The organism is Lutibaculum baratangense AMV1 (genome assembly GCF_000496075.1).
Taxonomy (GTDB): Bacteria; Pseudomonadota; Alphaproteobacteria; order Rhizobiales; family Tepidamorphaceae; genus Lutibaculum; species Lutibaculum baratangense.
In genome coordinates this window covers 83,826-96,601 of record NZ_AWXZ01000037.1, presented here as the reverse complement: position 1 = coordinate 96,601, position 12,776 = coordinate 83,826, and the positions used below count along the sequence as shown (strand labels likewise).

Here is a 12,776-nt window from a genome sequence, read left to right as displayed (position 1 = left end):
CACGCCTCCCTTCCGGCTGGTGCTGGACCTTCGAGCGGCAGGGCCGGCATTCCTGCCGCCCGCACGGGTCCACTCGCGATCGATATCGGCCATGTCGTCCTATGATACTAATTAATGCGGCAGCGGCACGGCAAGAACCGGATATCTAGGGTCATCGCGCGGCGTCGCCATTCCCTGGACATCAGTCGAAGACCTTGAGGAAGCCGAAGACCGCAAGTCTCGACGTCAGCGAGGTGAGAACGGCGACGAGCACCACGGTCGCGCCGATCGCCAGCACGGCGTCCCAGCCGAACGCGAAGGTGCCGAACATCGCGTCGAGCTGGCTCCCGGCCGCGGTCGAGCGGAACGTGGATCCCCACCATCGCAGGAGCCCGAAGCATGCGAGCGCGGCAAGGCCACCGCTCAGCCCGCCCTTCAGGCCGAGGCGCAGGAAGTGGCGCTCGAACTGGCGCGCGATGAAGCGCTCCTTCGCGCCGACGAGGTGGAGCACCTCGACGATGCCTCGATTCGTCGCCATGGCGCCTCGCGTCGCGAAGACGACCGAAAGGACGGTCGCCGTCAGCACGAGGGCCAGCACCACGAGGCCGGCGACGACCACCGCCCCCGCCATGGACGCCAGCCGGGCCTGCCAGAGATCGTGATCGTCGACGGAGGCGGAGGGCGCGGCCGTGGCGAGCTCTCGGCGGAGCGCCGGGATGTCGGGTGGTGCGCTGCGGTCGATCGTCGCGACGACGAGACGCGGGACGGGCAGCTCCTCGATGTCGAGGCCGCCGCCGAGCCACGGCTCGAGCAGGCGCGAGATCTCCTGGTCGCTCAACGCCCGCGCCGAGGTGACGCCGGCGGTGTCCTGGACGATCTCCAGTGCCGCGGCGACCTCTTCCGCCGTGCGCTCGCTCGGCCGCACCTGGACGGTGATCTCGCTGGCGATGTCGGAGCTCCACTCCGATGCGGCCCCCGCGATCATGACCACCGCGCCGACGGTCATGCAGGAAAGGAAAGTCATGATGGCGAGCACGGCGAAGAGCGCCCTGCTCGCCACGTTCCCGGCAGGCACGATCGGCCCCGTCGGCCGGAGAGCGGCTTCGGCGGCCTCCAGATCCTCGTCCCGTTCGGCTCCCAACGAAAGCGCCATCGGCTTCGGCCACCCGCTCAGTCGTAGATGTGCATGCGGCCCTCGTTCAGGACGAGGCGCCGTGCATCGTACTGGTCCATCAGGGCGATATCGTGAGTGGCCACCAGGACGGTGGTGCCGAGACGGTGCAGCTCCTGGAAGAGCCGCAGGAGGCGGCGTGCGAGCGTGGGGTCGACATTGCCCGTCGGCTCGTCGGCGAGCAGGAGCTCGGGCTGCCCGATGACCGCCCGCGCGATCGCCGCGCGCTGCTTCTCGCCGCCGGACAGGACCGGCGGATGCACGTGGAGCCGGTCGCCGAGCCCCACCCAGCCCAGAAGCTCCACCACGTCGGTGCGATAGTCGGCCTCGGCCTTCCCCATCACGCGCAGCGGCAGTGCGACGTTCTCGTAGGTCGTCAGGTGGTCGAGCAGGCGGAAGTCCTGGAAGACGACGCCGATGCGCCGGCGGAGCGTCGGCAACGTGCCGCGTGAGAGCGTCGTCACGTCGTGGCCGAACACCGTCATCAGCCCCCGCGTCGGCTTGAGCGACAGGAAGAGGAGCCGCATGAGCGACGTCTTGCCGGCGCCCGAAGGGCCGGTCAGGAACTGGAACGTGCCGCGGTCGATGCGGAAGGAGAGGTCGCGCAGCACCTCCGGGCCCATTCCGTATCGCAACCCGACATTCTCGAGACGGATCAAGCCATCTCCTCCGAAGCTGGACATACTGCTCATTCGCGGGCGGGCCGCCCGTGACGAGGAAGCCTCCGGGCGGCGGCGCGGTGCCGCTTCGAGGCCCGACAGGCGGCGCCGCAGGACGCTTCCCGGCCGGACGCGTGAACCCTAGCCCGCCGGCCTTAACGCCGCATTAATCATAATCGGGCCTGCTGTTGGAACCGGTAACCTCTCGCCGACCGAGCCCATGAAGATTACCTGTCCCAGCTGCGAGACCTCCTACGAGATCGCCGACGAGGCCATGCCGGCCGGCGGCCGCAAGGTGCGTTGCGCGCGCTGCGGGCACCGATGGCACGCGGGCGCCCCCGAGGAGGTGGTCGAGCGCGCGGAACCCGCAGGAGAGACGCCCGCTGCCGAGGGGCCGAAGGCCCAGCCGATCGTGTTGCGCGAGGGGGATCTCGTCGCGGCGGAAATGGTCGAGGACGACGATCTCCCGCAGGGCGCGGATGCAGCGATCGCCGAGAGAAGCCCGAACGACGAGGTCGCCGCCGCCCGTGCCGCGGCCCATGTGAGGGTTCGCCGACAGAAGGCGGGCAATGCGGGCGTGAGGGTCCTTTACGGCTTCATCATCGGCGCCACTCTGGCCATGACGGTGCTCGCTGTGCAATATCGCGAAGACGTGGTGCGCGCGGTGCCGCAGACGGCGAGGGTCTACGGGGCGGTCGGTCTGCCCGTCAACCTTCGTGGCCTGCGCTTCGAAGCGCTCGCGCCTCAGCGAATCGTCGAAGATGGAGTCCCGACCCTCGTCGTGGAAGGAAAGATACTGAACATTCGCGGCTCGGCCACGGAAGTGCCGGCGCTGCATTTCGTGCTGCGCAGCCCCTCGGGCGACGAGCTCTACAACTGGACGATCGAGCCCGTGCAGCGCACGCTCGAGCGCGGTGGAGAGCTGCCCTTCCGCACGCGGTTGGCCTCGCCTCCCGCAAGCGCGGAGACGGTCGAGCTGCGCTTCGTCGACCGCGCGTTGAAGCAGGTGGGCATGCGGCCGTGAGCGTCGTCGAAAGGCGGGGCCACCGGATTCGCGTGCTGTACTCCTGCGAGGACATCGCCGCGCGCAACGCCGCCATCGCAAGGGAGATCGCCGGCCTCGATCTCTCCAATCTCCTCATCGTCGCGATCCTCAAGGGGAGCTTCGTCTTCGCCTCCGACCTTCTGCGCGCGCTCTACGAGGCGGGCGTGTCGCCGGAGGTGGATTTCATGAGCCTGTCGAGCTATGGAGCGGGCACGACCTCGAGAGGGCAGGTGACGATCCTGCGCGATGTCGAGATGGACATGCACGGGCGCTCCGTCATCCTGGTGGACGACATTCTGGAGTCGGGGCGCACGCTTGCCTTCGCGAAGGACCTGATGGTCGCGCGGGGGGCCAGAAGCGTTCATTCCTGCGTGCTGCTCGACAAGCCGGGCCATCGCAGCGCCGATATCGAGGCCGACTTCGTCGGATTCGAGTGTCCGGACCTCTTCGTCGTGGGCTACGGGATGGACGTCGCCCACGCCTTCCGCGAGTTGCCGTTCGTCGGCATCGTGGAGGAAAGGTCCGACAGGAAGTAGGAATTGGGCGCGATGGCTGCGCTGCTTGTGGTCGAGGACGACGATTCCGTCCGCGCCTTCGTGCGCCGGGCGCTGGAACGTGCCGGGCATACGGTCCACGAGGCCGAGGACGGCGCGGAAGCGCTGGAGATGCTGAGGGGCGAGGCGGGGGAGGTCGACCTCGTCCTGTCCGACATCCAGATGCCCGTGATGGACGGCATCGCGCTCGCGCTCAACCTGGCGCGGGAGCGTCCGGACTTGCCGATCATGCTGATGACGGGCTACGCGCACCAGCGCGAGCGCGCGCACGGCCTCGAGGAGATCGTGCTCGACGTGGTCGAGAAGCCGTTCACGCTCGCCGAGATCACCGCGCGGGTGAACGCCGCCCTGGAGCAGCTGGCCGCCAGGGGCTGAGAGCCTTCATCCGCCGGTCCCGCCCCCCGGCGGCTGCCAACGGGGGCGCGGGCGACCCTGCGGAACCCCGTCGCATGCGGCACGTTCCTGCGGCCGACATGCGATGGAGCGACCCATGAGCAAGACCGGATTGCGCGGGCTCGTCGAAGGCCTCTTCGGCAAGGAGAGCGGCCGCAAGACGGAGACGCAGGACAGCCTCGAACGCGCGGCCGGCGTGACGCCGACGGAGCATCGCCCGCCGGGCGAGGACGCGCTGGACCATGGCGAGGTCCAGAAGCCCGGACGTCGAGAACCCGGCACCTGACGGAGGCTCCCGGCTCGGGCGGTGCTGCTCTTCGCGGCGCCGCTCCCGGACTGCCCGCCGCGCGGGCCTACTGGATCGTCCGGTGGCGACCGACCGGAATCGACCCGTTGCCGCGCTCGGGGGCCGCGTCGGGGCGCGAGGGCGCGACGGCGTCCGGAGCCTCGGCCGTCTCGTCCCGGCGACGCCAGAGCGACACGCACGGAATCTTGGAGCGGTCGCACCTGTCGGCATATTGCCGCGCGATGTCCTGAACCTCCTTCAGGAGGCCCTCCTGCAGGGTGATCGGCTCGAGACCGAGATGCAGGAAGCGGTCGTTGGCGACGTGGAGGTCGTTCTCCTCCGCCTCGTTGCGCGGGTTGCGGACATGCTCGACCGGCGTGCCCGTCAGCTTCGAGACCATGGCCGCGAGGTCCCGCAGCTTGTGGGTCTCGGTCATCTGGTTGAGGATGTTGACGCGCTCGCCCCGCTGCGGCGGGTTGTTCAGCGCGAGTTCGATGCAGCGGCACGTGTCCTTGATGTGGATGAAGGCGCGCGTCTGCCCGCCGGTGCCGTGCACGGTCAGCGGATAGCCGATGGCGGCCTGCATCAGGAAGCGGTTCAGCACCGTGCCGTAGTCGCCGTCATAGTCGAAGCGGTTGATGAGCCGCTCGTCGAGCTCCGTCTCTTCGGTCTGCGTGCCCCACACGATCCCCTGGTGGAGGTCGGTGATCTTCACGCCGTCGTTCTTGTTGTAGTAGTAGAAGAACAGCTGATCCTGGGTCTTCGTCATGTGGTAGATCGACCCGGGATTTGCGGGATAGAGGATCTCCTGCTCGACGTAGTGGCCCTTCTCCCCCTCGACCTTCACCTTCAGATAGCCTTCGGGGATCTGCATCCCCGCAGTGCCATAGCCGTAGACGCCCATCGTGCCGAGATGGACGAGGTGGACGTCGAGACCGGACTCCACGATCGCGGCCAGCACGTTGTTCGTGGCGTTGAGGTTGTTGGAGACGGTGTAGCGCTTGTGCCAGGACGACTTCATCGAGTACGGCGCCGCGCGCTGCTCGGCGAAGTGGATGATCGCGTCGGGCTTCTCGTCGCGGATGAGCGAGAGGAGCCGGTGGTAGTGCTGGTCGACGGAGAAGTTCACGAAGCGGATCTCCCGGCCCGTGAGCTCCCGCCAGGCCCGGAGCCGCTCGGAGATCGGCCTGATCGGCGTCAGCGACTCCACCTCGAGCTCGACGTCGATCTTGCGTCGCGACAGGTTGTCGACGATGACCACGTCATGACCGCGCCGTGACAGGTGCAGCGACGTCGGCCACCCGCAGAAGCCGTCTCCGCCCAGTACGATGACCTTCATAACTCATCCAGTTCAGCGAACTGCCGCCGGGACGAGCCGGCGAACGCAGGCCGGTGATTTACACCCGTCATCTGTGGATCACAAGGTGAGGCGGCAGGAACCCACCCCTCTGTCGTGCGGCGATCAGACTGAACGCTCCCGCTCAGCTCTCCCGAAGCGAGCGCCGGAAGGTCTTCCTGATCGGGTCCGTCAGGTAGGTGAGGAAGGTGCGCTCTTCCGTCGTGATGAAGACCTCGACCGGCTGCCCGGGCCCGATCGCGGCGGGATCGAAACCCTCGATCGGATCCACGGTGATCGCCAGGCGCACGAGATAGTAGGCCTCGCCCGTCTTGTCGTTCACGAACCGGTCGGCCGAGACGCGGTCGACCTCGCCCGGCACCGGCGGCACCTCGCGCTGGTCGAGCGCGGAGAAGGCGAGCCGCGCCTGCTGGCCCAGGCGCACCTCGTCGATGTCCTGCGGGCGCACATGGGCCTCGATGACGAGGCCGGAGCTCTCCGGCACGATCTCCATCAGGGGCTCGCCCGGCGAGATGACGGCTCCCGGGTTGTACTTCGTGAGCTGCATCACCGTGCCCGGCACGGGGGTGCGCACGACGAGACGGTCGAGTACGTCCTGCGCGGCGCGCAGCTGCTCGGTGAAGTCGGAGCGCTTCAGGCGCACGTCGCTCAGCCGGCTCACGGCCTCCTCCAGGCGGGCGATCCTGAGGCGCTGGATCTGCTGCTCCGCCTCCGTGATCGTCTGGCGGGCCTTGGCGATGGCGGCCGTCAGCTGTCCCTGGCGGCCGATCAGGTCGGCTTCCGCCCGGCGCAGCTCGAGCGCGCGCGTCTTGCGTGCGAGCCCCTTCTGCAGAAGGCTCTCGGTGTCGGCCTTTTCCTCCTGAATGAGCTCGAGCTGGATCTCGATCGCCTGCTTCTGGGCCTCGAGTCCGGTGATTTCCTCGTTGAGAGCGGCCATCTGCTGTCCGAGGATTCCGAGCTCCGCCTGGTGCTTCTCGAACCGCGCCTCGAACTCGGCACGCTGGTCGGCGACCACGCGAACGACCTCCGGCGTGTCCTTGGCGAGCAGGGCCTCGGGGAACGCGATCTCGTGGTCCCCGTCACGTTCCGCGACGGCGCGGGCCTCGAGGGCGTCGAGCACGTCGAGCTGGGCTTGGATGCGGTTGCGCCGCGCCTCGGGCTGCGTGGGGTCGAGCACGATCAGCGGCTGCCCGCCTTCGACGCGCTCTCCCTCCTTCACGAGGATCTCGCGGACGATGCCGCCCTCCAGGTGCTGGACGAGCTTGTTGCGCCCGAGCGTGACGACCGTGCCGGGCGCGACGACCGCGCCGGCCAGCGGGGCGACCGCGGCCCACGTGCCGAAGCCTCCGAAACCCAGAGCGAGGATCAGGATCCCGATGACGACGGGGCGCCCGATCCCGGTTGCGACGTTCTTGTGCCACTCGGCCATGACCGCCTCCTCAGTTCGCCCTGGCGGCCGGAGCGTTCGCCGGCCGCGGGGCCACCTGTCCCGCGGCGGCGGCGCCCTGGGCCCGCATCTGCCGCTGAAGCACCTCGTCCCTGGGCCCGTAATCCTCGATCCTGCCGTCGCGCAGCACCATGACCTTGGTGAGCGCGGGCACGATGCTCGTGCGCTGCGTGATGACGACGCAGGTGATGCCCGCCGCGTGGGCGTCCTTCAGCGCCTGGATGAGCGCCTGCTCGCCGTCATTGTCGAGAGAGGCGTTCGGCTCGTCCAGGACGACGAGGCGCGGCTGGCCGTAGAAGGCGCGCGCGAGGGCGATGCGCTGGCGCTGGCCGCCGGAGAGGGAGTGGCCGCCTGGACCGAGCAGCGTGTCGTAGCCCTTGGGCAGGCGCTGGATCAGTTCATGGCAATTGGCGAGCTTCGCCGCCTCGACGACCTTTGCGGCGTTGGGCTCGGGGCTCATCCGCGCGATGTTCTGGCCGACGGTCGCCGGGAAGAGCTCGACGTCCTGGGGAACGTAGCCGATGAAGGGGCCGAGCGCGGAGCTCGCCCACTGGTTCAGGTCGTCGCCGCCGATCCTGACCACGCCTTGCGTCGGGCGGATGGCCCCGACGAGGAGCCGCGCCAGCGTGGACTTGCCGGCGCCGCTCGGGCCGATGATCCCGACGACCTCCCCCGGCTCGATGAGGAAATTGAGGCCCTTGAGGATCGGGTCGCCGCCGGGGGCTGCGAAATAGACGAGCTTCTCGCCCTGCAGCGACGGCTTCGGCGCGGGCAGCGACATGCGCTCGTGCTCGATCCCGGCAGCGGCGAGCAACTCCTTCAGGCGCGCCCAGGACTGCGAGGCGGAGACGAAGCTGCGCCAGCCGCCGATCGCCTGGTCGATCGGTGCGAGCGCCCGCGACGAGATGATGGACGCAGCGAAGATGATGCCGCCGCTCAGCGTGTTGTGGGTCAGGACGAGATAGGCGCCGTAGCCGAGAATCGCGATCTGGAGGAGAAGCCGCAGAAAGCGCGTGAGGCCCGAGAGCACCGCGTTCGTCCGGCCCGCCCTGTCGGCTTCGACCATCCCCTTGGCATTGTCCTCGCCCCATGACGTCACGCAGTTCGACGACATGCCCATCGCCCGCACGAGCTCGGCGTTGCGCGCATGCGCCTGCGCCTTCTGCAGCGCGGCGATGGTGTGCTGGCCGGCCTGAGCCAGCGGTCTCGCGGTGAGGCGCTGGTTCAGGAGCGATACGAGGAGCAGCAGGATCGCGGCCGCGAGTGTGATCCACCCGAGGTCGGGGTGGATGATGAAGATGAGGGCGAGGTAGAGCGGCGCGACCGGCGCGTCGAAGAAGGCTCCGACCAGCGGCGACGATATGAACTGCCGGACCTGCTGGAGGTCGCGCAGCCCCTGCACGTCCGGCCCCCGCGTCTGCGCCAGCATCAGCGAGGATTCGTGGAGGCGCGAGCCGAGCGAGGTCTCGAGGCGCGCGCCGGTGCGCTGCAGGACGAACTGGCGCAGCGATTCCAGCATGCCCGCGATGACGAGGGCGCCGACCGCCACGATGGTCAGCGCGAGCAGCGTCTCTTCGCTCCGCGACGACAGGACCCGGTCGTAGACCGACGTCATGTAGAGGGGAACGGTGAGCATCAGCAGGTTGAGGGCGAGCGAGAAGGCCCCCACCGCCACCAGCGCGCGGCGGCAACTCGCGACGGCCGCTACGAAATCTCTGTCGACCCCCAGACGCTCCGCCACGCGCGGCCTCCTCAACGACGCTTCGACCGCTGCCCCGTGCGATCCGCGTCCAGATCTAAGCTTGAGGATTGCCGCAATTGTGGCGAGGTGTCGAGTCTCCGATACTCGCCCGCCTTGCCGACGACCGCTTCTGACAGGTCTTGACCGGATGACGACTGCCGGCAAAGGCAGCAACGCACCTGCCCGGGCGGAGACGGGCGCGCGGATCTCAGCCGGCGGCGGCGCGCCGCGGCTCCTCGCGCTGCCGCGGGTCGCAGGCGATCCAGAGGTCGAGGAAGCTCCCGAGCCAGCGCAGGATCGCCGGGTCGTAGATGCCGCGACCCTCGAAGTGCGCCCTGCGGCCCTGTGCGCCGGGAAGCTCCATGCGCTTCGCCCCCCGCGTGGTCCAGCGATGGAGCATGGCCAGCGTCAGCTCGGCATGGAACTGCACGCCGAAGGCTGCGGGCCCGACGCGAACGGCCTGGTTCTCGAACAGGTCACCCTTCGCCAGAAGCTCCACGCCGCTCGGCAGGTCCATTCCCTCGCGATGCCACTGATAGACCGTTTCCGGCCACTCCATGAGCGCCCGTCCCGCCGGAGTCGGCCGCAGCGGGTAGTAGCCCACCTCCGCGCAGCCGTCGGGGTGGGGCCTGATCTCGCCGCCGAGGTGCTTGATCAGCATCTGGGCGCCGAGGCACACGCCGAGAAACGGCGCCTCCTCTCTCAACGTCACGCCGATCCAGTCGATTTCGCGCCGCACGAACTCGTCGGTGTCGTTCGCGCTCATCGGTCCGCCGAAGATCACCGCGCCCGCGTGCTCCGCCATCGTGTCGGGCAAGGGATCGCCGAGCACGGGGCGCCTGATGTCCAGGGTGAAGCCGCGCCGCGAGAGAAGCTGGCCGATGCGTCCGGGCGACGAGGTGGGCTGATGGAGAACGATCAGAATCTGGTCGGTCATCTGGGCTCGGTCGGCGGGCGATGCTGGCGGCGGACTGTACGGCTCACCTCGCGCTGTTCGCAGCGAGATGGTTCTGCGGAAGGTGCGGCCGCGACGGCCGGCGACGGCGCACGCGACACGACGTGCGGAATCATAGGGTCGCGCTCGCTGCCATGCAACATGGATGCACGGATCGTGAGCTGCCTATTCGTCGGTCACCTGCTTTCGCAGCAGCATTCTATCCCGTGCCGAGACGCCGAGCAGCTCCGCGACGCGCCACACGAGATTGTCCTCGAACTCGTGCACCTGCCCGTCGGCATAGACGAGGCGCCAGAGCATCTCGACGATCTCGACCCGCTGCTCCTCGTCTAGGCTGCGCTTCAGGACGCTGGTGAAGGTGTAGAGGTCCACCGCCTCGAGATCCCGGCGACGCGCCTCCTTGATGAGCGCCTCCGTCTCCTCGTCGTCGAGGTGGTACTGCTCCGAGAGAACGGCACGCAACTTTCGACGCTCTTCCTCGTCCACCTCGCCGTCGATCGCGATGGCGTGAACGGCAAGGGCGGCGGCGGCGATCCGGGGATCGTCCTCCGCGAAGCTCTCCTCCGCCGGGGAGCCGCCGAGTTGGCGGAACATCTTCTGGATGGCGCCGAACATGGGGCCGGTTCCTACTGTTTTGAGGGTTGGTCTAGAGTGTGGATAGCGCGTGCCCCGGCGGCAAGGACCACACTTGCAACACATTGCCAGAAAACCCACATTGGCGGCCGGCGTGGTGCATTCGACGTCGCGCCGTTGCGCCGGCGCAATCGGCGACGGACGCGGTGGGATCGCCCAACGGGCCGTCGTGGTATATGCTTCCGCCCGCGACGCAACGATGGACCGGTTAGGCCAGGGAACAGCATGAGGCTCACCAAGCAGACCGGCTACGCGCTCCGTATCCTCATTCACTGCGGCCAGGCGCAGGGGAAGCTCGTGAAGGTGCCGGAGATCGCGCGAGCCTATCAGATCACCGAACACAACCTGTTCAAGATCATCCCGCTTCTCGTGCAGCGCGGGGTGCTGGAGACGGTGCGCGGTCGCGGTGGCGGCATCCGGCTCGCGCGGCCTGCGAAGGACATCCGCCTGGGCGAGGTCGTGAAGGCGACGGAGGAGACGCGCATCGAGGCGGACTGCCTCGGCGGCGACATCGGCGCCTGCCCGATCCGGCCGATCGCTCCGATCAACCGCATCCTCGACGAGGCGATCAGCGCCTTCATCGACGTTCTCGAGCAGTACACGCTGGAGGATCTGGTGACGGCACGCCCGAAGCCGCGGGCCGAGGCGATCGCCGCGCTCAGCGGCAAGGCGCCGACGATCCAGTAGGACCCGAGGGAAAGGGCCCGCGGCCCCACTGTCTCTCAGGGTGTGGCGGCGCGTTCCGGCAACACGAACGGCCGGCCGTTCGCGCCGTGGGCGAAGGCGAGTCGCACCCCGAACACGTCCTCGACGAGCCGTTGCGAGAGGACCTCGCCGGGTCTCCCGTCGGCCTTGAGCCCTCCCTCGCCGAGGACCAGCAGGCGGTCGGCGTAGAGGCTCGCGAGGTTGAGGTCGTGCAGGATGGCGACCGCCCCGCCGTCGCGGTGGGCATGGTTGCGAGCCTCGTCGAGGATCGCGAACTGGTGCCTGAGATCGAGGCTCGCGGTCGGCTCGTCGAGCATCAGCCAGGTCGGGCCCCGCCCGCGCCCTCTCGCCGGGAGCTGGCACAGCACCCTCGCGAACTGCACACGTTGTTGCTCCCCGCCCGAAAGCTGCTGGTAGAACCGGTGCGCGTAGTCCGCCAGGCCGGCGCGTGCGAGCGCGTCCTCTACCCGGCGGCGCCGGTCGGGCGCGGCGAGGCCCCGGCCGGCCGAGATCAGGCCCAGGCCGACGACCTCGAAGACGGTGAAGGGGAAGGCGAGCGTCGTGGCCTGGGGCAGGACCGCGCGCGCCGTGGCGAGCTCGGCCGGCGTCCAATCCGCGAGCCTGCGGCCGGCGAGCGCCACGTTTCCCCGATGTGGCACGAGCTCTCCGCTCATCACCCGCATGAGGGTCGACTTGCCCGCCCCGTTCGGCCCGACGACGACCGTCAGCTCGCCTGCCTCGAGCGTGAGGCGATCGACGCGCAGCACGCTCCTGCCGCCGAGACGCACGTCGATATCGGCGAATTCGATGCTCACAGGTCCACCAGCATGCGGCGTTTCAGGAGAAGCCACAGGAAGAGCGGCGCCCCGAAGAGCGCGGTGAGGATGCCGATCGGCAGCTCCGCCGGCGCCACGACGGTGCGGGCGACGGCGTCGGCGGCGAGGAGCAGGACCGCGCCCAGGAGTGCGCTCGCGGGCAGGAGGCCGCGATGTCGCGGTCCGATGGCGAGGCGCAGGACGTGCGGCACGACGATCCCGACGAAGGCGATGGGGCCGGCCGCCGCGACGGCGGCCCCGACGTACGCGGCGACGGCGGCGATGGCGACGCGCTTCAGGGTCTCGACGCCGATGCCGAGATGCCGGGCCGTCGCCTCGCCGAGGAGCAGCCCGTCGAGCCCGTCCGCCAGCAACGGGACGGCGATCATCGGCACGAGCAGGAACGGCGCGATCGCCGCGGCCTTCTCCCAGTTCGCGCCGCCGAGGCTGCCGAGGCTCCAGAAGGTGATGTCCCTGAGCTGCCGGTCGTCCGCCATGTAGATCAGGAGGCCGGTCATCGCGGCGACGAGGGCGGCGAGCGCGATGCCCGCGAGGAGCATCGTCGCGATGGAGGTTCGCCCCTCGCGGGTCGCGATGCGGTAGAGGACGAGCGTCGCGGCCAGTCCGCCGATCGCCGCGCTGATCGGCAGCCCGTAGATCGCGAGCGCATGCGGCAGGAGCGCGGCAAGCGGCGCGCCGATGACGAGGTAGGTCACGGCGCCGAGGCTCGCGCCGGCGGAGATGCCGACGAGGCCCGGATCGGCGAGCGGGTTGCGGAAGAGGCCCTGCATCACCGCGCCCGAGACGGCGAGCGCCGCGCCGACCATCGCTCCCACGAGCACCCTGGGCATGCGGATCTGCCAGAGGATGACGTCGGGCACGCCCCCCGGTGCCGGAGCCCGCCACGAGGCCGGACAGCACCTGGCCCGGCACGAAGCCCGTGGGCCCGACGGACAGGCACAGGAAGGCCGTCACGACGAGCAGCGCCGCGAGCCCGGCCGTGACCCCCAGGGTGCGCCCGGCCCGGTCGCCCGTC

At 69.3% G+C, this 12,776-nt stretch carries 14 protein-coding genes; 5 read left to right on the top strand and 9 right to left on the bottom strand.

The genetic code is table 11. The features are described from left to right. Window positions 1-181: 181 nt before the first annotated feature. Together N177_RS13785 and ftsE are read right to left on the bottom strand one after the other, a co-directional pair. Window positions 182-1,132 carry a cell division protein FtsX gene (locus tag N177_RS13785; protein WP_023432975.1) on the bottom strand — a complete coding sequence of 317 codons (951 nt, stop codon included), beginning with the start codon at window positions 1,130-1,132 and terminating at the stop codon, window positions 182-184. Window positions 1,133-1,149: 17 nt separating this feature from the next. Then, window positions 1,150-1,809: a cell division ATP-binding protein FtsE gene (ftsE, locus tag N177_RS13780; protein ID WP_040485819.1), complete on the bottom strand. Its 660-nt coding sequence runs from the start codon at window positions 1,807-1,809 to the stop codon at window positions 1,150-1,152. A 220-nt stretch (window positions 1,810-2,029) separates the two neighbouring features. On the opposite strand from ftsE, the gene N177_RS22085 reads away from it, so the two are divergent. The 4 genes from N177_RS22085 (at window position 2,030) to N177_RS13760 (ending at window position 4,087) form a co-directional block, all read left to right on the top strand. Continuing rightward, entirely contained in the window at window positions 2,030-2,833 is an 804-nt protein-coding gene (locus N177_RS22085; protein WP_023432973.1) for a zinc-ribbon domain-containing protein, read from the top strand. Continuing rightward, window positions 2,830-3,390 carry a hypoxanthine phosphoribosyltransferase gene (hpt, locus tag N177_RS22080; protein ID WP_040485818.1) on the top strand — a complete coding sequence of 187 codons (561 nt, stop codon included), beginning with the start codon at window positions 2,830-2,832 and terminating at the stop codon, window positions 3,388-3,390. Before N177_RS22085 ends, hpt begins: the two co-directional genes overlap by 4 nt. A gap of 12 nt (window positions 3,391-3,402) precedes the next feature. Beyond that, window positions 3,403-3,783, top strand: a complete 381-nt coding sequence (locus N177_RS13765; RefSeq protein ID WP_040485817.1) for a response regulator — start codon at window positions 3,403-3,405, stop codon at window positions 3,781-3,783. 115 nt (window positions 3,784-3,898) lie between these two features. Further along, complete coding sequence (locus tag N177_RS13760) at window positions 3,899-4,087, top strand: hypothetical protein (RefSeq protein ID WP_023432970.1); 189 nt, start codon at window positions 3,899-3,901, stop codon at window positions 4,085-4,087. 67 nt (window positions 4,088-4,154) lie between these two features. Here N177_RS13760 and N177_RS13755 read toward each other — a convergent pair whose 3' ends face one another. From N177_RS13755 to N177_RS13735, 5 genes are all read right to left on the bottom strand, one after another. Continuing rightward, entirely contained in the window at window positions 4,155-5,426 is a 1,272-nt protein-coding gene (locus N177_RS13755; protein ID WP_023432969.1) for an NAD-dependent epimerase/dehydratase family protein, read from the bottom strand. A 142-nt stretch (window positions 5,427-5,568) separates the two neighbouring features. Beyond that, a complete protein-coding gene (locus N177_RS13750) occupies window positions 5,569-6,873 on the bottom strand; it encodes an HlyD family type I secretion periplasmic adaptor subunit (RefSeq protein ID WP_023432968.1) in 1,305 nt (434 codons plus the stop codon). 10 nt (window positions 6,874-6,883) lie between these two features. Further along, window positions 6,884-8,632 (bottom strand): type I secretion system permease/ATPase, encoded by a 1,749-nt coding sequence (locus N177_RS13745; protein WP_023432967.1) that lies wholly within the window; start codon window positions 8,630-8,632, stop codon window positions 6,884-6,886. 208 nt (window positions 8,633-8,840) lie between these two features. Then, complete coding sequence (locus N177_RS13740; RefSeq protein ID WP_023432966.1) at window positions 8,841-9,569, bottom strand: glutamine amidotransferase; 729 nt, start codon at window positions 9,567-9,569, stop codon at window positions 8,841-8,843. Window positions 9,570-9,752: 183 nt separating this feature from the next. Further along, entirely contained in the window at window positions 9,753-10,202 is a 450-nt protein-coding gene (locus N177_RS13735) for a tellurite resistance TerB family protein (protein WP_023432965.1), read from the bottom strand. A 243-nt stretch (window positions 10,203-10,445) separates the two neighbouring features. Between N177_RS13735 and N177_RS13730 the strand changes: the two genes are divergently transcribed. Further along, window positions 10,446-10,907, top strand: coding sequence for an Rrf2 family transcriptional regulator (locus N177_RS13730; protein WP_023432964.1), 462 nt, complete (start codon window positions 10,446-10,448; stop codon window positions 10,905-10,907). 35 nt (window positions 10,908-10,942) lie between these two features. Here the strand turns inward: N177_RS13730 and N177_RS13725 are convergent, their stop codons facing one another. Continuing rightward, on the bottom strand, window positions 10,943-11,740 hold the full coding sequence (locus tag N177_RS13725; protein ID WP_023432963.1) for a heme ABC transporter ATP-binding protein: 798 nt from the start codon (window positions 11,738-11,740) through the stop codon (window positions 10,943-10,945). Further along, entirely contained in the window at window positions 11,737-12,621 is an 885-nt protein-coding gene (locus N177_RS13720; RefSeq protein ID WP_023432962.1) for a FecCD family ABC transporter permease, read from the bottom strand. Before N177_RS13720 ends, N177_RS13725 begins: the two co-directional genes overlap by 4 nt. Between the last annotated feature and the right edge of the window lie 155 nt (window positions 12,622-12,776).

What these genes read in the sequence shown, in the direction of transcription:
- N177_RS13785 (WP_023432975.1), bottom strand. Translation starts at nt 1,132, where the DNA reads ATGGCGCTTTCGTTGGGAGCCGAACGGGACGAGGATCTGGAGGCCGCC.
- N177_RS22085 (WP_023432973.1), top strand. Translation starts at nt 2,030, where the DNA reads ATGAAGATTACCTGTCCCAGCTGCGAGACCTCCTACGAGATCGCCGAC.
- N177_RS13765 (WP_040485817.1), top strand. Translation starts at nt 3,403, where the DNA reads ATGGCTGCGCTGCTTGTGGTCGAGGACGACGATTCCGTCCGCGCCTTC.
- N177_RS13760 (WP_023432970.1), top strand. Translation starts at nt 3,899, where the DNA reads ATGAGCAAGACCGGATTGCGCGGGCTCGTCGAAGGCCTCTTCGGCAAG.
- N177_RS13755 (WP_023432969.1), bottom strand. Translation starts at nt 5,426, where the DNA reads ATGAAGGTCATCGTACTGGGCGGAGACGGCTTCTGCGGGTGGCCGACG.
- N177_RS13750 (WP_023432968.1), bottom strand. Translation starts at nt 6,873, where the DNA reads ATGGCCGAGTGGCACAAGAACGTCGCAACCGGGATCGGGCGCCCCGTC.
- N177_RS13740 (WP_023432966.1), bottom strand. Translation starts at nt 9,569, where the DNA reads ATGACCGACCAGATTCTGATCGTTCTCCATCAGCCCACCTCGTCGCCC.
- N177_RS13735 (WP_023432965.1), bottom strand. Translation starts at nt 10,202, where the DNA reads ATGTTCGGCGCCATCCAGAAGATGTTCCGCCAACTCGGCGGCTCCCCG.
- N177_RS13730 (WP_023432964.1), top strand. Translation starts at nt 10,446, where the DNA reads ATGAGGCTCACCAAGCAGACCGGCTACGCGCTCCGTATCCTCATTCAC.